This window comes from Undibacterium sp. JH2W, assembly GCF_049340425.1.
Taxonomy (GTDB): Bacteria; Pseudomonadota; Gammaproteobacteria; order Burkholderiales; family Burkholderiaceae_D; genus Undibacterium.
In genome coordinates this window covers 310,850-330,910 of sequence record NZ_JBMPOT010000008.1, presented here as the reverse complement: position 1 = coordinate 330,910, position 20,061 = coordinate 310,850, and the positions used below count along the sequence as shown (strand labels likewise).

Genomic DNA, 20,061 nt, shown 5'->3' with positions numbered 1-20,061 from the left:
TTGCGCCAATACAAGTTTCACCGCTTCTTCCCGCAATTCCGGGGTATATCTTTTTTTCTGTTTCATTATTTCTCCTGATCGTTTATTTTAACAAACAGGAATGTCCGAAAAAGTCAGGATACCTCAGATCGCCAACCGCACCAAATGGGCACTTTGTTTTATTGAAATATGCTGCATCATTCGAATCTACAAATCTCGGTTTAGCGATTCGTCTCGTCTGAGTCTTACTCCCGTCCAGCAGAGCGCGCACCATTGCTCCGGAAAACAGCATTGGGCGTTCTTTTACTTGGCTCATACTGTTTTACCTCTCAACTGTTGAATAGCCCAGTCCCGGGCACGCTCACACGTAGCAATGCCAAACCAGCCGAAATGACACTCCGACACCGGAATGCCTAAGTGCTGCGCCAGCTCCGCGTAAGCCTGGTCGCGGGTCATCTTCTTGGACTGGTAAAGGACTTCAAAAGGTTGCTTGCATTCGCTCCGCGCTTTGCGCAACGATGTGTCAGCCAAGGTGCCAAGTGGGATGTTGGTAAAAGGATGCATGCCAACGTAAGCCCTGCATCCTGTGCATAGGTAATCCCATGGCCATTCCCCGAAAGCTTTGCCGTAAATCTCATCGTGGTGGGCAATCTTGATGACTTTGCTCTGGCAGTGCGGGCATTCCACAGGAGCGGGTAGGGGGTTCTTTACCCTGGCCGTTGCCCTTTTAGAAGGATTTCATGGTGTTTTGTCATGAGCCATCATGCTGCTTCTCCTTGTGAAACGGACAGCGCTACTGCCACTGGCTGCACCCAAATCGGCATTGCCGACAGTACAAACGTTTCACCAGACCAGGCCAGCAGTAACGTGGTGCCCATGACTTCGGCAATTGCCGCCGCCGCCGGGGGCACAGCATTCCCGATTCGCTCACGCCAAGCACTGTCAGACAGCCCATCCAGCTCCAGATATTCCTCTGGCGCGACCAGGCTTTGCAGTGCCGCTAGCTCCAGGGTTGTGAATGGCCGGTGCCAGGTGCCATCCAGCGACTGGATGATTGCAATCGTCTTTTCATCCATGGCGGGCAGGGTGGCTATACGTGGATCAGCTACCGACCAGCGGCCGTTGTCCAGTCCAGCCGATGCGCTAACAGCTCCGCAAGCAGCATCCCACGGCACTACTCCATAGTGTCCGCCTGTCAGGTATGCATCGCCAGCCTTGCGATTCATGCTTGTGCGCGGGGCGGCAACCGCCAAGGCACCGCTGCCAAAGCGTGAGCCTGTCACAGTAGATGCAGCTTGATCAAACTGTGTCACTTTCAACTTACTGCCATGGGCGGAATCTGGCCAGTTCGTTCTTGGATCAGCTACAGCAAATGCGCCTTGGCCAGTCGTACTGCCAGCGATGACAGTACCGGCAGGCTCGTCAAACTTGGTCACGGCATATTTCCCGAATGACGGACCAACGCGGCGCGGATCTGCCACACATCCGCCGCCACTGCTTGGGCCGTGGCCAGATGTCACGGTACCGGCATGCCCATCCCAGGCAACAACCCTGAAGCAGTTGTCGTGGTGGCATGCTTTCCAGCATGCACGGGTCTGCAACGGAGTACTTGCCACCACCTGGGGCAGATTGCGCACTGATAACACCTGTTGAGTCGTTCCAGGGCAATACGCCGTATTGACTGTATTCGGCGGTTGTAATCATGCACGGATCAGCTATTGAAAATGCGCCGTTTGTCGAATTTGATCTCCCGCAGACCGTGCCCGAAGTGTCAGACCAGTTTTGAACACCCAGGTATCCCGAGCGGTACTCTGGCACTATGAGGTAATCGCTCAAGTGTCCATTACTTACGGCCAGCTTGTTCAGGCTGCGCCAATCGGAACCAGCTTCGACAAATGCCAGACGCACCCAAGTTTTCCACTGCAAACGCGGTATCCGGTGCATAGGGCCGCCAGCCAAGTCGCCAGGCATAGGCATGCGTCCAAGCACATCGCCAACGGCAGCGAGGCGTTTTTTCTCAGGTTCGTATAGGAACGGCGGCACTTTTTCCATGTGCCGGGCCACCAACAAGAAGCGCTTGCGAGATTGAGCCAGGCCACCGAGTTCACCGCAATCGTGGGTGGTCTCATTCACAGCATAGCCGTATCGTTGCAGCAACTGGTTGATCTGGTCGAGCAAGTGACGGCCACGGGTTGCCAGCCGCGGAACATTTTCAAATACGATCAGCTCTACCAGGTCATCTTGCCAGGCCTCGGCCATCAGCCAGATGCAGTGCAAGGTAAGTTCGTTCAATGCCTGGTACTTGGCCGTTTGGCTGAGTTTTTCACTCAACAGGCCGGAAGCTCCCTTGCATGGGCTGCTGATGAAAACGATGTTCGGGCTTTCATTGCCTGCCGCACGTCGGATATCTGCTGGCGTGACTTCGTTCCAGGTTGAAGCAGGTTCTTTGCCATGAAAGGCGGTATACTGGCCACGTGTGAATAGGTCCATAACTGTGCCAGGTCTGCCATCGCCCATTTTGTCAAAATCGCGGATTGCAGCCGGGTCCACGTCCACGCCACCGATGCAACGTAACTTGCCGACCATGTTGCCCACACGAGGCCTGGCTTTGTTAAAGCCTTTCTTGCCGCCGCCAAGACCACAGCAGAAGTGGAAGTGTTTGATGTCTTTCACGATGATCATGCAGCCACCTGGCCAGCCAGAATTACCGTGATATCAGTAATAGATATGTCGGTTACTTCATTGATCGCGATGGCTAAAGTCGGGCCAACTGCCAAGCGACCATGGCGGATTTTGCTGATGACAGGTGGCGCCACTACCAGCAAGCGAGCCAGGCCAGCATCATTTTTCAGGCTTGCAGACTGGATTACGCAGTCGAGCAAAATATTCCGGGCTTCGCGTGTTGCCGCTGCAGAAGCCTTGGCGAACTTGTTGGTTTCTTTGGCTGCTTGCTTTGTTGCGCCTGCTGTATATGTAATTGCTCTCATGCTGGTTGCTCCTGATCTTGTATGGTTTGTTTTACGGTTGCCACTGGGATGCCGAGCTTTTCGGCTGTCCATTGCGCAGCCTGGTCTGGCGGTTCATGTTGGGCAATGTGCGCGTATTCGCGCTTGATGCGCTCTTTACTGATGATTGTCATGTTCCGTATTTGGGTGAGTGAGCATCAAAGTATTTTTGAGCATCGTTGTAGTTCTCGTCGGTTTCATCAGGAATCAGGTCTGGACCATCAAGCGTGTTCTCGATCCACTCCATGGCAGATTCGGCACCTTTACCGTTCTTCCATTCAATCCAGGCTGCCGGCATTGCAACTGAGTTGCCTTCTAAAATATCAACCAATACGCGATGATTTTCCTCAAATGCCTTGATTTGTTTCTCGGCTATTGCTAAGCGTTCAGTCAGTTCGGATTCATTTGAGTTGGTCACTTTCAAATCAGCGGTATCAATAACGATGCCGCGGCAATAATTTTCACCGTCTTCCAAAATGTCGAAGCAGGCGTGTGGAATATCTGTTGTATATGACCAGGTGTAACCAGAATCGTCAGCGAATACCGCTTCGATGGATTTGGCATTACCTTTACGGCTGAAGTAATCTTCTGCTGCTTCGTCATCGTCAAGATCGATCTCGTCCCGTTGCTGCAAGACGCCTTTTGCATCGATCAGGAAGGTAGTGCCATCGTAAGCGCCAATTTCTTCGCGTTGTACGCCGTAGATTTCCACTAGGTCAGAGGGTGTAATTAATTTTGTGTAAACGGTCATTTAGCAGGACACTGCTACCTTCAAGGAGAGCGGGTCAAGCCTGACCCGGAATTGCTCAAGCTGGCCGATGGATTGTTGGCCAACTACAAGAAGCCCGAAGACCCGATCGGCGAGAACGGCCTGCTCAAGCAGCTCACCAAGATGCTTGTCGAGCGAGCTCTGGAAGTCGAAATGACCGACCATCTGGGTCACGGCAAGAGTGGAGCCGTCAGCAATGACAGCGCCAACACCCGCAACGGCCATAGCGGTAAAACACTCAAGGGTGATTTCGGCACGCTGCCAATCGACATACCGCGCGACCGTCAAGGCACGCTCGAACCGCAAATCATCGCCAAGCACCAAACCCGCTGGAGCGGCTTCGACGACAAGATTATCTCCCTCTACGCCCGTGGCCTGAGTGTACGTGAGATCCAGAGCCACCTGGAAGAGATGTATGGCACGGAAGTGTCACCAGCGCTCATCTCCAGCGTGACCGATGGCGTCAGTGAGGATGTGAAGGCCTGGCAAGCCCGTCCACTCGACGTGCTCTATCCCATCCTGTACCTTGACTGCATTCACGTCAAAGTGCGCGATGCGGGTGCAGTACGTAACAAGGCCGTATTTCTCGCCATTGGCGTGAACATGGATGGTCACAAGGAAGTACTGGGTCTGTGGATTGCCCAGACCGAGGGAGCCAAGTTCTGGCTGCAGGTCGTCACTGAACTGAAAAATCGTGGCGTGCAGGACATCTTCATTGCTTGTGTAGACGGTCTCAAAGGCTTCCCTGATGCGATCGAAGCAGTCTACCCCCAGGCGGCAGTCCAGCTTTGCATTGTTCACATGGTACGCAACAGCCTGCACTTTGTGCCATGGAAAGATCAAAGGGAGGTAGCCGCCGATCTGCGCACCATTTACACTGCAGCCACTGCCGACGAGGCCGGACTTATGCTCACGCAATTCGAGGCTAAGTGGGACCAGCGGTACCTGCCCATAGGGCAATCATGGCGACGTAACTGGGAGAGGGTCATTCCCTTCTTCGACTACCCGGCAGAGATCCATAAGGTGATCTACACCACGAACGCCATTGAATCGATTAACATGAGTCTGCGCAAGGTCATCAAAACGCGTAGTTCGTTCCCTACTGATGAAGCAGTCAGCAAGCTGTTCTATCTGGCGCTCAACAACATCAGCAGGAAATGGACAATGCCAATACGGGACTGGAAAGGAGCACTCAATCGCTTTACCATCCAGTTCGATGACCGGATGTCGCTGAACTAAACGAAAAACCGTTTACACAAAATTCCGGACACCCCCCGCGGTAGGGACGATGGTTACCCGCCGCCCCTACCGCGACCATAGGAACATGCTTCTATTCACGTTTCTGAATCAGGTTGAGCTTATTTAATCAGAGATGTCTTAATAATATTGGTGAAAAGTTAATGACACTATTTTCAGTCGTTTTAATTTCGCAACAGCCTCTAAATTTCAAGGGAAGCTCATCTACGATTTTTTCTAAAAAGAGACCACATTCCATGCAACGCTTCCTGTAGCTGGAAGGTAAAATGGGGGGCATTAAATATAGGGCTTGCCAGTACTTTATCTGGCAGTATCAAGCGCAATTGTGCTAGTTGATCGGTATTATTGGCATACTCAACAGCAAGAACTACAAATTCATTTTTATCTTTGGCTATCCAGGTTTTCAAGCCCGCATAACTGAGTAAACTAGCGCCTTGTCTGGATGCCATAGTCTGGCCTGTCAAAGTTAGTGTGGGCACGCCCGCCCACAAAGCTTCGCAAGTGGTTGTCCCTCCGGCATACGGGAATGTATCCAATATTATATCGATTTCCTTGTGAGCTGCTAGATAGGTATCACGGGAGCTAGGGCCATGTAATGTTACTCGTTCTGAGGCTATGCCAAATTGACGTAATCTTTCCTTTAAGTGTAAGCGTGCCTCGGAGGCTTCCAGTTGCCTGGACTGGATACGCAATTTTGCATCTGGCAAACTTTGAAGCACTTCAGACCACAAATCGAGAGTGAAATCATTTAACTTGGCTATGCTTTGGAAGCTGCCAAAAGTAATATAGCCATTGCGGATGGCGGGTAGAGGGTTCTCTGCTAATGTCATCTCAGTCTGCATGGTTGGCGGAGTAAGGCACAATCGTGTCCCGGGCAAGTACCAGATTTTTTCAGAGAAGTATTCCTCATGTTGCGCAGGTACGGAGATATGATCTGCTAGCACATAGTCTATGCCAGGCACACCCGTAGTAGCGAAATATCCCAGCCAGCTTATTTGCAACGGGGCAGGCTTGAAGGCAAACACATGTAAGCGGTTACCTGTGGTATGGCCACTCAGATCAATTAAGATGTCTATGCATTGCTCATGAATCGTTTTCGCAGCGGCATGATCGCTGACATTCTCGATGTTGTGCCAGTCAGAAAAATATTGTCGCAGACATGTATTCAGACTGTCGTTATGAGCTTTGTTGGAAAAAGCGACCAATTCCATTTGCTTGTAATCAAAGTGTTCAATGACATTTTTTAGAAAATACCCTACTGGGTGTTTTCCAAAATCGGCAGATACGAAACCTATGCGTAATTTTCGCCCACTGTCCGTCAGCGTGTCATTTTCCCAGCTTGTGTATGGCTTAATACGCTCAGTTAGTTTCTTCGTATAAGTGTTAATCGTAGTGCGATATTCTTCCGAGGAGCCTTGATCGCCAAAGCAAAGCAGAAATAGTAGACTGCAATAGGCTTCAAGATAATTTGGGTCAGCTTTGATTGCAGAGCGCATATATGTCAAAGCTTCGCTTACACACCCTCTCTCATTAAGAATATTTGCCACACCTATATACGCATCCGCTAATCCGTTTGATTGCAGAGCAATGACTTGTCGATAGCTTGCTTCTGCCTTGACAAAATTTCTTTGACTGAGGAAGACCATCGTAAGATTATTATGAGCTGTAATCGAATGCGGATTAAGTTTGATTAATTGGTTATAACATTTCTCGGCTTCTACCAATCTATTCATTCTCTTGTAGGTGCTGCCCAGATTATTTATTGCATTTAGTAACTCTGGATTGATTTCCAGGGCTTTTTTGAAATGGTTGACGGCTTCTGGATATCTTTCTTGTGAATAATAGAGCAGGCCAAGATTGTCGTAGGCTGCCGCTTCAACAGGATTGACTAATAAGCAATGTTGCAAACAGGCTTCGGCTTCTGGGTAGCGCTCCTGATTCATGAGTAACACACCTAAAGTACCATGGGCGGCCACGTACGCTGGCATGATTTCTATGGCCCTTCGTAATGCGATTTCTGCCTCGCCAACTTCTCCTAGTTCCTGAAGCAGAATAGCTAATTCAAAATGTATCTGGGCTAAATCTGGATTCAATACCACAGCTTTCTGCAAGTTGATTTTGGCGGCAGCGTGGTGGCCAAGTAAATGCTGCACTTGAGAAAGTGCGCGATAGGCATCCAGGTACGCAGGATTATTTTTTAGCGCATGCTCAAAGCTAAGTTCAGCGTCTCTCAAACATTTTTTTTGAACCTGTAACAAACCAAGATTGTAGTTAGCCTCAACAAAATTGGGATTGATTGTCAACGCTTGTTTGAAATAAATTTCGGCCTCAACTTGCTTGCCTTGTTCTTTCAAAGTAAGCCCTAGGTTATATAGGGTAGCAGGATTATCTGGAGTATCCAGGTTTATTTCCCTGCAGACAATTTCTGCATCGGCAAATCGTCGCAAGCTCAACAAAGCCACAAGCAAGGCATCACGAGCTTTCTGCAAACGTGGCACCTCCTTCAACAGTTTGAGGTAAGCTGTTATTGCTTCGTCCAGACGATTTTGCTGATGCAGTATGCTTGCCAAAACCCAGTGTGCTTGTACGAACTGCGTATCATTTTCCAGTATTTTTCGGAGGGTGGTTTCCGCCTTGGCGGACTGTCCCTGCAAATGATACAAAGTTGCGATCTGGATAAGAGCATGGCTGAACTCAGGCTTGAGCTTCAGGGCTTGTTGGCAACTTGCTTGTGCTTCTCGCAAACGGTTCAGTGATTTGAGTGTTACGCTGAGATTGTAATGGGCTAGTGCTTCTGTAGGCTCGATGGAGATGAGTTTTCGATACCATGATTCGGCTTCAGATAATTGCCCTGACTCATCCAGCGTCAGAGCCAAATTGAGCATGGCATTGACAAAATTAGGTTTGATACTGAGAGCCTGGCGATAATATTTTTCAGCTTCTTTCCATAGACTAAGCTCATGATACACGTTGCCGAGTTGATTATGAATAGTTGGATCTTCTGGAGTTAAGACCATGGCCTGTTCGTAACACAGTCGTGCCTCCGATGATTTCCCTTGCTTTAAACAAATACTTCCTTGTTCTTTGAAATTGGCGGCTTGTTCAAATTGCAAAAATGCTAAAGCCTTGCTTGAATTGTTGGGAATATTTATTTCCTGAGATGCAGAGAATAAATGTTTTTTGAACCATTTTAACATAGGATTTAACATAAGGAGGATTCAGAAACGAAACAAGTGTTAGCTTGCATCAAGAATAAATGTCGGTCAGAAATTTTCCCAAGCCCGCATCATCTGACGACGTTCATCAATGTATTTAGCCTTTTGATATATCCTCATCATACCTGAAACCAAATGCGACAATTGGCGCCCAATTGCTTTTTCATTCCTGAGCGTCCCTCGGTAATTAGTTCGCCATGAGGTGAATGTCATGCAGCCAGATTCTCTTGATTTTGTTTCTTCATCCAGTCGTCCATATATTGAACCGGCGAGCAATAACCTAATGTGGAGTGCTGGCAGGTTCGATTATAAAACATCATATTGGCTGCCACGATCTGGATGATGCATTACACCGGCTGGTGGTCGGCGGCGGAACCATGCCATCGTTAAAGCATCCGTCCCAATGTCGCTGGTCATGCGCGGTTTGAGGGACCAGCCAATTACTTCCCGGTTAAATAGATCAAGCACAATAGCCAGATAGAGCCAGCCTTCGTCCGTCCATAAGTAGGTGATATCAGAAATCCACGCTTGATTCGGAGCCGTCGGCATAAAATTTCTATCGAGTAGATTGTCTGCGACAGGTAACGCATGTTTCGAGTCTGCCGTTACCTTGTAGCGGCGCTTATGCTGTGCGCGTATGTCATGCTCTCGCATTATTCTTTCGACACGTTCTTTGCTGGTTGTAAAGCCGCGCAATCTCAGTTTTCTGATCATACGTGGGCTGCCACACGCGCCCTTGAGTTCAGCATGAATGGCACGAATGATTGCCAGCATCTGTACGTCCGTTAAGCGCTTTCTGCCAGGAATTCCACCTCGTTGCCAGGCGCGATATCCACTCACACTGACTTCAAATACGACGCACATCTCTGCCAAAGAATAGATTTTGCTGTTGCCAGCTATCCATGCATACTTCACAGAACATCTTTCGCGAAGTATGCCGCCGCCTTTTTTATGATTTCATTCTCCCGCTTGAGCCTGACAACTTCTGCTCTTAATCGGGATAGCTCCATGGCTTCAGGTGTAACGACTTTCTAGCCAGCCCCTTTGAGGTTCCCTTTAGATGCGACCTTGATCCAGTTGCGCAGCGTTTGGCCGCTTAACCCTAGCTCCTTGACGACTACGGAGATGGCTTCACCATCTGATACACGTTTGACAGTCAATTCTTTGAACTCGGTCGTATAAGCTTTTTTTTGGTACCCTGTTCATCATTTGTCTTTCCAAAGTTACGTTTATTTTACGTCACCTTTGGGGAACTAAATTTCAGGGGAAGCTCAAACCATGAACAAGTTCGCCAGCGCACAGGTCACAAACAAGCGATGCGCATTCTTCTGCATTCCACGATATCTGACCTTGGTAAATCCAAATATGCGCTTGATGATGCAAAAGGCATGTTCAACCTTGGCACGCACGCTTGACTTGCGGCGGTTGGTCAGACGTTCTTCTTCAGTGGGAGTGTGACAGCGTGTACCACGGGAGTTGGTAAAGTCCTTTATCCCTGGTGCTTTGCTGCGTGCAGCCTGCTTTTGACCCGTGTAGGCAGAGTCGCCCCAGTAGCGTGTCTCGCGTCCGTGCAATAATTCTGGTAAAACCTGGCTGTCATGGACATTGGCTCCGGTTGCAACAACGGCATAGATCAATTTGGTTTTGCTATCCACGCCTATGTGCCCCTTCATGCCGAAATACCATTGATTGCCTTTTTTAGTCTGGCACATTTCCGGATCGCGCTTGCCTTCTTTGTTCTTAGTCGAAGACGGCGCTTAAATAATGGTGGCATCAACGATGGTGCCACCCGACACCTTCATTCCCCGCTCTTGTAGATGACGACCTACTTCTTCAAAGATACGCTTGCCAAGATCATGGCGCTCCAGCAGGTGCCGGAACTTACACACCGTCGTTTCATCCGGCACGGGTTCATTACCCAGGTCAATAGCGGCAAAACTTCGCATGGAGACGGATTCGTATAAGACTTCCTCGACAGCCGGGTCTGACAGATTGAACCATTGTTGCAGGAAGTAAATGCGCAACATGCGCTCCACACCAACAGGCGGGCGTCCGTTGCCTGCCTTAGGATAATGTGGCTCTATCAATTTGCATAGCATGGCCCATGGCACGACATGATTCATTTCGGAGAGAAACACCGCCCGCTTTGTTGTCTTGGCGTAGCGTTTAAATCCACCTTCGGTAAATGTTGTCTGTTTCATCGCATTCGTGATTTAATGAGCAATAGGCTTATATTAACGTTTCTGAAGCGATACTCGGATACTTAATCAGAGATTCCTTAAAGTCATAAGTTTGCATCCGTAGACTAAGAAATATTGAGTGGAATGGAGTAAATAAAGTGTCACAAATCGTACGAGTAGCAATTCAGGAAGATATTCCGCCACTGGTTTGGCCGCCTTGCTGCCCCAAATGCGGGGCTACGGGGAAGTTGTATAAAACAACGAGTCGCTTAGGTCGGGTGAAATCGGTACGGCCCAATCTTTTGGGTGGGATTACGATGAAAAGTGATGTCCTGTATCTGACCTTCCCTGGCTGCGAGAAGCACGCTTCAGAAACTGATTTGGCTAACATCATCCTCGACAAGAGTCCTTTGATGCGATTGCTGCATGTGATGATGTTCATGGCTGCCTTATTCACTTTGCCGCTGATCACCCGTCCCAAGGCTTTTATTGCGGACGTTGGCTGGTATGCTCTGCTGCCTCTTATCGGTTTGCTGGGCGTCGCTGGTATCGTATGGGCGAGGAGGGTCAGTAGCGTCTGGCCCATGCGATTTGACCCGGACATGGATGTGATTTCGATTCGATTTCTTGACGAGGATTACGCCGTCAAATTTCGTCTTGCAAATCGTAAAGCGACCAGCAATGATATGACGGACGCTTTGCCATGGTATCAGCGTGGCTTGATCTGGAAAGTGCTTGTCATTGCTGTATTTATCGCTTTCCTGGGGAAGTTGACCGGGGGATAGGGGCTTCACTTATCCAGATGTACTCATTCTGCGGTCGTCGCAAGTCATATTTCAACCTGCCTGAGCTTGCTGGCTTCCACCCGGAAATCAGCGCGCCTGTATTTGCATGAACGCTGTCTCCACCAGGCGATACAACAAGCACCCACCAAATACCCCCATAGCGGTGACCAGAATAATAGTCAGGGGGTATTAGTGTCTATTATGTCGTCTGCCTAATCCCACTCCTGCCAGCATGAATACTGGCTTATGCACCAGATAGACTGCATACGACCATAGCGGGCTTTTTAACCTGAGCGGCACGAGGCAGACTAGTGGCGGTATCAGGTAAAAACGGTTCTTCCATGTATAGTTGTCGTATCGGCGTTTGCGATTTCATTGTGTTTTTTTGAATTAACATTACACTGTGTCAAGAGTGCTTTTGAACTGAGACGATAAAGGATACTGAAATGGACACTATGTATGAAGTTTTGGCATTAAATTTTAAATCGTCGAGCGACGACAAAAAAAATGCAATAACAATTCACATGAAAAGCGGAATATCCCATTTCGGCTATGTCAGGGAGATAGGCGATGCTTCCAAAATAGTTAAAATTCGAATAGTTACTCCAAGTGGAAAATCATTCCAGGATGCCTATCTGGATATCAATAGTATTGAATCAATTGTCGCCACTTCAGTTTAAGAGTTATCCCGGTGCAGGTGCATGACTATCTGACTCCCAAGAGCGCAGAGGCGAAGTTTCTTGTTCCCGGTATCGCTGGACCCTGTTTGTGATTCTCAGTTTGCATATCTAGTTTGCATATCTTTATGCCAGATCCTAAAATGATTTGCCCGATATCGACTTAACAAGTCTAGCCTTGCGCTTGCCTACCCACTTTTAGGAGCTTGTGATGAACTTCAGGAAATCTGCATTACTGTCTTCGCTGGCAATACTGGCCTTATGTTTTTCATCTTCGGCATTTGCAGAGCTATGTACGGTGGGGCGAGCGACGCAGGTGCTGTGGAAAGGTGATTGGTACAAGGCAACGATTACCGAGGCTTCGCCTGATAAGTGCAAGATTACTTACATTGGTTATACCGCCGACGATGATGAGTGGGTGGGGCCAGAGAGGCTCAAAATCAAGATATTGTGGAAGGGCGACTGGTATCCAGGCCGTGTGATAAAGAAAGAAGGTGCCAACTATCTCATAGGTTATGACGGCTATTCCAGTGATGATAATGAGATTGTTCCCCTGTCACGCATACAAGTGCGCTAGTTTTGCCATTACAGTAAATCATGATTCAATGAGCCTGCTGGCTTCCACTGGGAAACCAGCGCGCCCGTATTTGCATGAATGGAGTCTCCACCAAGCGATACAACAACCATCCACCAAATACCCCTGCAGCGGTGACTAGAACAATAGTCAGTGGGGTATTTGCATCTATGTGCCTTTTATCCAATTGCATGCCTATCAGCATGAATACAGGCTTATGTACCAGATAGACAGCATACGACCATAGTGCCAGTTGTGCGGCACCAGGCAATCGCAGGCGGTGCAGGTAGCTGTTGGGGCTGAGGGCTGCCAGGGTGAGGATGGCGAAGCTGATGGCGACGAGTGAAAAGCCCATTGTGTTGACGATCAGCAGTTTGTTGTAGTCTTCGCTGCTGATGCAATACAGTACGCTGCCAGCGGCCAGCAGGCCGGTGATAAGCAGGGCCTGGCCGTGGCGCATAAGCCTGTCGTATAAACCTGTGTGAAAATTCTTGAGCATCGCGATGGCGACGCCAGGGAGCAGCTCGTCAAAGCGGCCAAAGCTGGAGTAGTAAACTTGTGCATCAAATGCAGGATGAGCATCCATAAACGCCATGCCACGAAAAAGCATGCCAGTACCTATCGCTGCAATGAGCAGGCCCCAGCTCAGCCACAGCGGGCTCTTGAGTCTGACCAGAATGAGGCTGACTATGGGTAGTATCAGGTAAAACTGTTCTTCTATGCACAGCGACCAGGAATGGGTGAAGGTCTGCCCGTATTCCAGCCCTATGTTTTGAGTGAATGTCAGGAACTGCCATAAGGATGATGTGCTGCGTCCAGCCAGTGCTACCGGAAAAATAAAATAAGCAGCCAGCACGACGTAATAGTTAGGAAGGGTGCGTAGCAGGCGTTTGGCGAAGAAATTCTTTAGTGATAGTGCTTGCCCTTTGGCTGCGGCAGACATGATCTGGTTACCGATCAGATAGCCGCTCAGCACAAAAAATAAATCCACGCCTGCCCAGCCTATGTCCCCCATAAAACCAAAAGTTTGCTTCCTGCTGACAAAGCCGCAGTAGTGTGTCATGAGTACAAATACTATGGCGATGGCGCGCAGGGTGTCTAGGCCATTGATTCTTTTGGCTTGCATGAAATCAGATTGTAGGTGTGGGTTTAAAACACGATTTTGGTGTTGGGGAATTTCTTCTTGATTTTTCGTTTCAATTTGCTGTCTATGCCTTCGACCAGTCGTATGAATTTAAGTTGCTAGAGTTCAAAAAAATCTTCTGGCAAATCGGTCAGGCCATTATTGTAAAAGGCAATGCCGCGCAATTGCTGGAAGCGGTCTATGCCTTGCAGATTGTGTGCATGAAACGCAGCATGGCATCAACCGAGGCAGGGGCATAGTGGATGAGCCTGTCCCTGTCCCAAGAGCCACTGGGCTTGGATGTAATCACTTAGCTTGAAGTTTGCCTCGGCTTCTTCATCTGTGAGTCCTGGAATATTTATTTGCCTGATTTGCACATGCGTAGATTGGTGCGCGTAGCCTTAATCATTGACAGATATTTTTGATTGAATTCATCAGTACATGTTTCACAATTATTGATGATTACATTGTCTGGCTGTACCGCTTCTTCTGCTAGCGGTTGCAGCGTTGCGAGGCAACGTTCTGGCATTTGCAATTTGTATTGCACCAATGCCAGGTCATTGCGCAGCCAACCCATCTCAAGTGGTTCAAGGATTTTGCCGCAATTGACAAAGACGGGGTCAAGCTTGGCCATGGCTGCAGAATAGTCTTTTTTGTCGTACAGGACCTTGAATTCTTTACGTGCCTGGCTGCGCTCCGGGGCGCTGCAGCCTGGTGGGCGGAAATACTGGCTGGCTATGCTGGCCAGATCACAATAATTTTGTTCGCAAACATCGATATTGCCATCCACCTCTATGTCATTCTTTTTCTGTGTGAAACGCAAAACACAGTTTTGTTTCATGCCACTTTTGCGCAGCGTCGCCTTACCGCCTATGATTTCGCCCTTCATAGAGCAAGACCCTTCACCTTTGGAGTTAAGGGTGAAATTAAGTTTGCCTGCGCTGTCCGCGGTGATATTAAGTTTACTGTAGGCACCTTCACTCAAGTACTCTCCCGGCACAATTTGTTGTGCCTGAGATATTGTGGACGTACTAGCCAACAGCAGTGACAGAAAAAATTGAGGGAGGCGGTGGAAAACTGGCATAGGGATTTTGGAAAGCGGCATGAAATGGGAAATAGCGCCTGTGCCATGCAGTAAACAAGCAGGGCGGCGGTATCATAGCAGAACTGTTTAGCCCTTTGCAGGGAAACAAGATGGTGGTTTTTTAACTGACATCAACTGCTGGCCAGGCTCGCTTGTCTACCTGATGCTACACCTATCCACGCCGATTGTTGCATTTTTGACTGTTTGCCCTTGTTGCTGGTAAATGTCCGGGTAAATCCCGTATAAACTCACTCACAATCAGACAGCCTGTATTACCTCACCCTTACGGCATGCTCAAAAAACTTTTTCCCTTCATCAGTAGTGCCAGTTTGCGCTGGTATGCCGCACTGACTTTGCTATTGGTCGTGATGATGGGCGTCGAATTGTTTGGCTTGCACCTGTTGGCAACGACAGAGTCGCGCCTGGGGGATGTTTATTTGCGGCGTCATGCGTCTGGCTATCAGGCTGATCCTGACATCGTCATCGTTGATATCGATGATGCCAGTTTGCTGGGTATGCAAAAGGTCGCTGGCTTGTGGGCCTGGAAACGCGAAGTGCATGGGTTTTTGACGGCTGCATTGCTAGGTATGTCACCCCGGGCCCTGGTATTTGATATCAATTTCAATGTGCCTGATCTGGCTGCTCCCAAAAGTGACGCCATGTTGTCAGACCAGATCAGGGATTTTCCGCATGCGTATATGCTGGCCCTGCGGCTGCAGGATGCTGCTGCTAATGAAGCCATACCCGTGGCTGACATTGCAGATAGTTTTGCCATACAGCACAAGGGCAAGCCCGATGCCAGGGTTGCCCTGCAATTGCCACTGGCAATAGAACGCAAGGCCTGGCGTCTGGGGCTGGTCAATAGTCTTGATGACGACGATGGTGTTCTGCGACGATACCGTCTGTACACGGACGTGGCAGGCTGGCATTTGCCTTCCCTGCCTGCCAGGGTTGCCCGTGGCCTCAATTGGCCCCAGGTTTCTGGCAAGGATATTCAAATGTTTTGGCCGCTGGAAGGTCATCAAAGGTTTAGCTATGCAGATTTGTTCAAGACCCTGACCGAGGACAGGCGAAACCTGACGCCTGCAGTTGAAGCGCAACTAAATCAGTTATTCCGTAACAAGATCATCGTCATTGGGTCTTCTGCAGGTGGCTTGTTTGATCATCATCTGACACCGCTGGGACCGAATTATCCAGGCGTAGATATTCTGGCGATCGCCTTGGACAATCTGAAGAATGGCCGTAGCCTGCATCAGGTCGCTGCGGGATGGCTGTTTATGTTTGGATTGGTATTAATTGCTTTGCTAGCGCTGGCTTTTAGGCGTAGGGTCAACCCGGTGTTAACTGGGGCCGGGCTTGCAGTCGTAACGAGCCTGGCGGTCATAGGTGCTGACCAGCTAGTTGTCAGATACTGGATATTGCCTGTAGTAACACCGCTTGTTTTTGCCTGGGCCTGGTTTTTATCTGCAGCAATTGCGGGGTTTTTGCGTGAGCGTCGCACACGCGACAGGACAGTATCTTTGTTTGGTCGTTTTTTGAATCCAGAAGTGGTACGGAAAATTGTCGATCATGGCGAGACAGTAGAAAGTCTGTCAGGGCAGACGCGTGAAATCAGTCTGTTGTTTTCTGATATACGCGGCTTCACTACACTCTCGGAAAGCCGGCCTCCTGACGAAGTGGTCAGGCTGCTCAACAGGTATTTTGAAAGACAAGTAGAAGTGGTCTGGAGGCATGGCGGCACGCTGGACAAGTTTATTGGCGACTGTATTATGGCTTTTTGGGGCGCACCACTGGATGACCCAGAACACGCAAAAAGGGCTGTTGCTGCGGCGCTGGAGATGGAAGATAATTTGCTTGCCTTTAAGCAAGAATTGCTGGCAGATGATGCTAACTTGCCAGAATTTGATGTTGGCATAGGTGTACACACCGGGTCTGCTGTGGTAGGCTTTATTGGTGCAAAACGCAAGCTTGACTATACAGCTATTGGTGACGCGGTTAACCTGGCAAGTCGCGTCGAGGGATTGACCAAAGATGTCTCACGTATCCTGGTGACCAAAGACACCATGCTGGCTTGTCAAAATTCAGGCATTGATTTTATTTTTCGTGGTGCATTCCCTGTAAAAGGGCGGGCTGCTGAAGTTGAGTTATATGAACCCAAAAGGACAAGTGCATGAGAATCCCCATTTTACTGTTAGTCATGCTGGCATCTGCCGGTGTTGCCTATGCAGATTCTGCGTCAACGACACGATCTACACCCTTGTTAGAAAAAGCCAGTGCTGATGCGGCTGTCCTGGCAACCCTGGCTAGCCAGACCAGGCTCGATACCATACAACACCAATATGGCTGGTACCAGGTTAAAACTTCCAACGGACAATTGGGATGGGTGGAAATGATGTCCTTGCGCTTTGATAGCAATGGTTCTGCCAATTCAGTGAACACCTTAAAAATTCTTGGACGCACTTCCAATACTGGCTCTGTTGGTACTGGTGTCAATGGCCTGGACAAGTCGGATCTGGCGCGGGCTACACCGAATTATCCTGAATACCAAAAAATGCAAAGAGCTGCAGCAGACAGGAGTACGGCACAATCTTTTGCGCAACGCTCGCAAGTATCTGGCAGCAAAATGGAGTATTTGGACCAAGCCAGAAATTCCAGGCAGGGAGATAACTAAGATGCGCACCTTGAAAAAACTACTGATCGCCAGCCTCGCGATTTCATGTTGTCTGCCAGTCTATGCCCAATTTGATTTTTTGAAAGGCGTGGGTGGTGGACTAGGAAAGGGCGTGGATGCTGCGAAAAACCTGTTTGAACAAACCAAGGATATAGACGAGCCAAAAGAAATCGCCTTAGGCCAGGAATTTGCTGCAACTTTGCTAGGCGCCAAGCCTTTGTGGAATGATGTAGCTGCGCAAAAATATGTGAATGCGCTCGGGCGCTGGTTGACTTTGCAAACTGAAAGGCCAGATTTGCCCTGGACTTTTGGTGTCCTGGATGATGATGGCTTCAATGCATTTGCCACGCCAGGTGGAAATATTTTTGTGACCAGGGGCTTACTGGCGCGCATGCATAATGAGAGTGAGCTGGCAGGGGTTTTATCACATGAGATTGCACATGTTCTGCGCAAGCATTATTTGACGGCGATGAAGAGCAAGGCGTTTATAGGGATAGGTGGCGATCTTTTGATCAGCAACTACGCAAAGGGTAATTTTTCCGAATTCAAGGAAATGGCATTGAAGGCAGCAAGGGAAATGTATTCCAAAGGCCTGGATAAGGGGGATGAATACGAGGCTGACCGCATCGCTGTGGTGATCGCAGCGCGCGCTGGCTATGATCCCTATGGCTTGCCTGCAGTGCTGCAGACCCTGCAATCCCAGAGTGCGCAGGACAGTAACTTCAGTTTGCTATTTTCTACCCATCCTTCACCAAATGACAGGATTGATAGCCTTGACAAGGCGATGAGATCGCGTTTTGGTTCTGGTAACTGGATAGCAGGGAAAACCATTGAAGAACGCCTGAAAGAATTCAGTCGTTGATTTGATCTTCCTTATAAAAAATGCCGCACCATGTGAAAGCTGGTGCGGCATTTTTTTTCAGAAATTTTGACAGACTTTTTCACTGACTTTTTCACTGACTTTTTCACGGGTTTTTTTAGCATAGAGCTTAATAAAACTTCGCCAGCACTTTCGACAATTTGCCATTCGCTGTTCCTCTGCGTATTGCTTCATTTAATTTTGTCATCTCCACTTCGTATTTTTCATTTGCTGCGGCGAAATGGGTGGTGTCATAAAACACGGGCTTGGCAGAGACATAGAAAGTCTTGCCAGTCAGCTCAGGGTCATTGAAGCTGGGGATCAATTGTTCGCGCAGATAGATTTCTACCTGATTAGAGCGTTGTAGTTGGCGTATAGGCCAGAGCATGATGTCGCTGCGGTGATTCATCAGTTTTTTAAAGCGGGCGGCTGATGAGGCGGAGTCCTCTTGTACCTGGGATATCACATTTTTCGCTTTCTCAAAATCCATGCCGTGACTGAAGCCACGGCCTACGCTGACGGTCTTGCCGCGCAAGTCTTCCGGTGAAAGAAAATTGGGGCGTGGGTCGCCATAGGTAATTGCCCAGATTTTTTCGCTGACGACGGGGATGGAAAAATGATAGAGCTTGAGGCGTTCGGGCGATTTTGAAATGCCAAAAATAATGCCTTCGCCATTTTGCGCCATGAGTTGTGCACGATTCCATGGCAATAACTGCTTGTCAAAGTGTATGCCAGATTCCCGTTCAAAATAAATGAGTATGGCTTCCAGGTCCCGGTCCAGGGGGAGTTGCCGGCCATGGATGTCCAGGCTCTCTTGCAGAAAAAGCTTCACGGTGACGGTTTGCTTTGAGGTAGTGGCGGCACTTGCGGTGTGGCTTGGCAAATAGCTCAGTACAGACAAAAAGATAAGGCAGATAAACCCGGGGAGGCGGTGCAGCATATTTGTTCTCGACGACAGCTCAACTGCCAAATGGTATTTCTAAAAATGCGGCGCAAGGCGCAGCCATTGCATTTTGATAGGCAGATTGTTTTTTTGCATAGACATCATGGCAGTGTCTTGCGCCATGAAGATGGATGTATAAATGCTGTCTCAAAATTCCTGTTTTGATGCGGCCAGATTGTAGTCTGCAATTGTCCGAATTTTGTTTGTTCTTAGGTTCGGAAAACTTTGTTTGCATTCTTGTGCTTGTATTATGTTTGCATCAAGTTGAAAACAAGTAGAATTTGGTTTGATAACCAAAATAATGAGCAAGCCTTTCTCATGTCAAGAAAATCCAATACCGAGCAACGCCGTAAAGAGATTGTTTTTGCCTTGCTGTCTGTCATGGCCGAGCATGGTTATGAAAAGGCGACCATACTGGCAATTGCCCGACAGGCTGGTTTGGCACCGGGTTTGATACATTATCATTTCAAGAGCAAAGGCGAGATCCTGATCTACCTGGTCAAATTGTTAGCCACCATGTCGCGTGCCCGCTATGACTTGCTGGCAGCAACAGCCAGTACACCGCAAGAGAAGCTGTTGGCATATATTAATGCCCGCCTGGCAAAAGGAGAGGGTGCGATGCCTGAGGCTGTCTCGGCCTGGGTGGTGATCGGTGCTGAAGCTGTCAGGCAGCCAGAGGTGCGTGCGGTGTTTCAGGAATCCATTGCTGCTGAACTGCTCTTGATACAGGACTTGCTGACGGCATGCCTGCAAGCGCAGAAGAAGACCCTGGATGGTGTGGCTGAACTGGCTGCCGGTTTGCTGGCATTTATGGAGGGGGCATTTCAACTTGCCAGCGCTGGTGGCGATATCATGCCGCAAGGCTATGCAGCGACCACTGCCCGGGCATTCATAGAAAATAGCCTGGCGGCGCAATTACCTGCCTGAAAAAAATACTCAA

19 protein-coding genes and 3 pseudogenes are annotated in these 20,061 nt (G+C 48.9%); 10 read left to right on the top strand and 12 right to left on the bottom strand.

Annotated elements, in window-relative coordinates; all coding sequences use genetic code 11:
* Positions 1-221 (top strand): hypothetical protein (locus tag ACO0LC_RS14485; RefSeq protein WP_423004214.1); only part of this gene is annotated, 221 nt, incomplete at its 5' end.
* 70 nt (positions 222-291) lie between these two features.
* Here the strand turns inward: ACO0LC_RS14485 and ACO0LC_RS14480 are convergent.
* The 5 genes and pseudogenes from ACO0LC_RS14480 to ACO0LC_RS14460 form a co-directional block, all read right to left on the bottom strand.
* On the bottom strand, positions 292-666 hold the full coding sequence (locus tag ACO0LC_RS14480; protein WP_423004212.1) for a zinc-finger-containing protein: 375 nt from the start codon (positions 664-666) through the stop codon (positions 292-294).
* A gap of 74 nt (positions 667-740) precedes the next feature.
* Positions 741-2,661: pseudogene (locus ACO0LC_RS14475) on the bottom strand (DNA cytosine methyltransferase).
* On the bottom strand, positions 2,658-2,966 hold the full coding sequence (locus ACO0LC_RS14470) for a hypothetical protein (RefSeq protein WP_423004210.1): 309 nt from the start codon (positions 2,964-2,966) through the stop codon (positions 2,658-2,660). The pseudogene ACO0LC_RS14475 and the gene ACO0LC_RS14470 overlap by 4 nt, the downstream one beginning before the upstream one ends.
* The gene (locus tag ACO0LC_RS14465; RefSeq protein ID WP_423004208.1) at positions 2,963-3,118 is read right to left on the bottom strand and encodes a hypothetical protein; all 156 of its coding nucleotides are present in this window, start codon (positions 3,116-3,118) and stop codon (positions 2,963-2,965) included. The genes ACO0LC_RS14470 and ACO0LC_RS14465 overlap by 4 nt, the downstream gene beginning before the upstream one ends.
* Complete coding sequence (locus tag ACO0LC_RS14460) at positions 3,115-3,696, bottom strand: hypothetical protein (RefSeq protein WP_423004206.1); 582 nt, start codon at positions 3,694-3,696, stop codon at positions 3,115-3,117. Before ACO0LC_RS14460 ends, ACO0LC_RS14465 begins: the two co-directional genes overlap by 4 nt.
* A 90-nt stretch (positions 3,697-3,786) precedes the next feature.
* Between ACO0LC_RS14460 and ACO0LC_RS14455 the strand changes: the two genes are divergently transcribed.
* Entirely contained in the window at positions 3,787-4,992 is a 1,206-nt protein-coding gene (locus ACO0LC_RS14455; RefSeq protein ID WP_423004204.1) for an IS256 family transposase, read from the top strand.
* 218 nt (positions 4,993-5,210) lie between these two features.
* Here the strand turns inward: ACO0LC_RS14455 and ACO0LC_RS14450 are convergent, their stop codons facing one another.
* The 3 genes and pseudogenes from ACO0LC_RS14450 to ACO0LC_RS14440 form a co-directional block, all read right to left on the bottom strand.
* Positions 5,211-8,219 (bottom strand): tetratricopeptide repeat protein, encoded by a 3,009-nt coding sequence (locus ACO0LC_RS14450; protein ID WP_423004202.1) that lies wholly within the window; start codon positions 8,217-8,219, stop codon positions 5,211-5,213.
* Between the two features lie 215 nt (positions 8,220-8,434).
* Positions 8,435-9,385: pseudogene (locus ACO0LC_RS14445) on the bottom strand (IS3 family transposase).
* Positions 9,386-9,496: 111 nt separating this feature from the next.
* Positions 9,497-10,426: pseudogene (locus ACO0LC_RS14440) on the bottom strand (IS5 family transposase).
* A 296-nt stretch (positions 10,427-10,722) separates the two neighbouring features.
* Here ACO0LC_RS14440 and ACO0LC_RS14435 point away from each other — a divergent pair.
* The 3 genes from ACO0LC_RS14435 (at position 10,723) to ACO0LC_RS14425 (ending at position 12,444) form a co-directional block, all read left to right on the top strand.
* Positions 10,723-11,190 carry a hypothetical protein gene (locus ACO0LC_RS14435; protein WP_423004200.1) on the top strand — a complete coding sequence of 156 codons (468 nt, stop codon included), beginning with the start codon at positions 10,723-10,725 and terminating at the stop codon, positions 11,188-11,190.
* A gap of 446 nt (positions 11,191-11,636) precedes the next feature.
* The gene (locus tag ACO0LC_RS14430) at positions 11,637-11,870 is read left to right on the top strand and encodes a hypothetical protein (RefSeq protein ID WP_423004198.1); all 234 of its coding nucleotides are present in this window, start codon (positions 11,637-11,639) and stop codon (positions 11,868-11,870) included.
* 208 nt (positions 11,871-12,078) lie between these two features.
* Entirely contained in the window at positions 12,079-12,444 is a 366-nt protein-coding gene (locus tag ACO0LC_RS14425; protein ID WP_423004196.1) for an agenet domain-containing protein, read from the top strand.
* Positions 12,445-12,469: 25 nt separating this feature from the next.
* Here the strand turns inward: ACO0LC_RS14425 and ACO0LC_RS14420 are convergent, their stop codons facing one another.
* The gene (locus ACO0LC_RS14420) at positions 12,470-13,567 is read right to left on the bottom strand and encodes an acyltransferase family protein (protein ID WP_423004194.1); all 1,098 of its coding nucleotides are present in this window, start codon (positions 13,565-13,567) and stop codon (positions 12,470-12,472) included.
* 17 nt (positions 13,568-13,584) lie between these two features.
* Here ACO0LC_RS14420 and ACO0LC_RS14415 point away from each other — a divergent pair, with 17 nt between their 5' ends.
* Positions 13,585-13,824, top strand: coding sequence for a hypothetical protein (locus ACO0LC_RS14415; RefSeq protein ID WP_423004192.1), 240 nt, complete (start codon positions 13,585-13,587; stop codon positions 13,822-13,824).
* Between the two features lie 98 nt (positions 13,825-13,922).
* Here ACO0LC_RS14415 and ACO0LC_RS14410 read toward each other — a convergent pair whose 3' ends face one another.
* Complete coding sequence (locus ACO0LC_RS14410; RefSeq protein ID WP_423004190.1) at positions 13,923-14,453, bottom strand: hypothetical protein; 531 nt, start codon at positions 14,451-14,453, stop codon at positions 13,923-13,925.
* 485 nt (positions 14,454-14,938) lie between these two features.
* Between ACO0LC_RS14410 and ACO0LC_RS14405 the strand changes: the two genes are divergently transcribed.
* The 3 genes from ACO0LC_RS14405 to ACO0LC_RS14395 are packed head-to-tail and all read left to right on the top strand — an operon-like array spanning position 14,939 to position 18,181.
* On the top strand, positions 14,939-16,822 hold the full coding sequence (locus tag ACO0LC_RS14405; protein WP_423004188.1) for a CHASE2 domain-containing protein: 1,884 nt from the start codon (positions 14,939-14,941) through the stop codon (positions 16,820-16,822).
* A complete protein-coding gene (locus tag ACO0LC_RS14400) occupies positions 16,819-17,319 on the top strand; it encodes an SH3 domain-containing protein (RefSeq protein WP_423004186.1) in 501 nt (166 codons plus the stop codon). The genes ACO0LC_RS14405 and ACO0LC_RS14400 overlap by 4 nt, the downstream gene beginning before the upstream one ends.
* 1 nt (position 17,320) lies before the next feature.
* Positions 17,321-18,181, top strand: a complete 861-nt coding sequence (locus ACO0LC_RS14395) for a M48 family metallopeptidase (RefSeq protein ID WP_423004184.1) — start codon at positions 17,321-17,323, stop codon at positions 18,179-18,181.
* Positions 18,182-18,308: 127 nt separating this feature from the next.
* Here the strand turns inward: ACO0LC_RS14395 and ACO0LC_RS14390 are convergent, their stop codons facing one another.
* Both ACO0LC_RS14390 and ACO0LC_RS14385 read right to left on the bottom strand, forming a co-directional pair.
* Positions 18,309-19,118 carry a substrate-binding periplasmic protein gene (locus ACO0LC_RS14390; RefSeq protein WP_423004182.1) on the bottom strand — a complete coding sequence of 270 codons (810 nt, stop codon included), beginning with the start codon at positions 19,116-19,118 and terminating at the stop codon, positions 18,309-18,311.
* 19 nt (positions 19,119-19,137) lie between these two features.
* Positions 19,138-19,356, bottom strand: coding sequence for a hypothetical protein (locus tag ACO0LC_RS14385; protein WP_423004180.1), 219 nt, complete (start codon positions 19,354-19,356; stop codon positions 19,138-19,140).
* An 83-nt stretch (positions 19,357-19,439) separates the two neighbouring features.
* Between ACO0LC_RS14385 and ACO0LC_RS14380 the strand changes: the two genes are divergently transcribed.
* Positions 19,440-20,048, top strand: a complete 609-nt coding sequence (locus ACO0LC_RS14380) for a TetR/AcrR family transcriptional regulator (RefSeq protein ID WP_423004178.1) — start codon at positions 19,440-19,442, stop codon at positions 20,046-20,048.
* Positions 20,049-20,061: the final 13 nt, after the last annotated feature.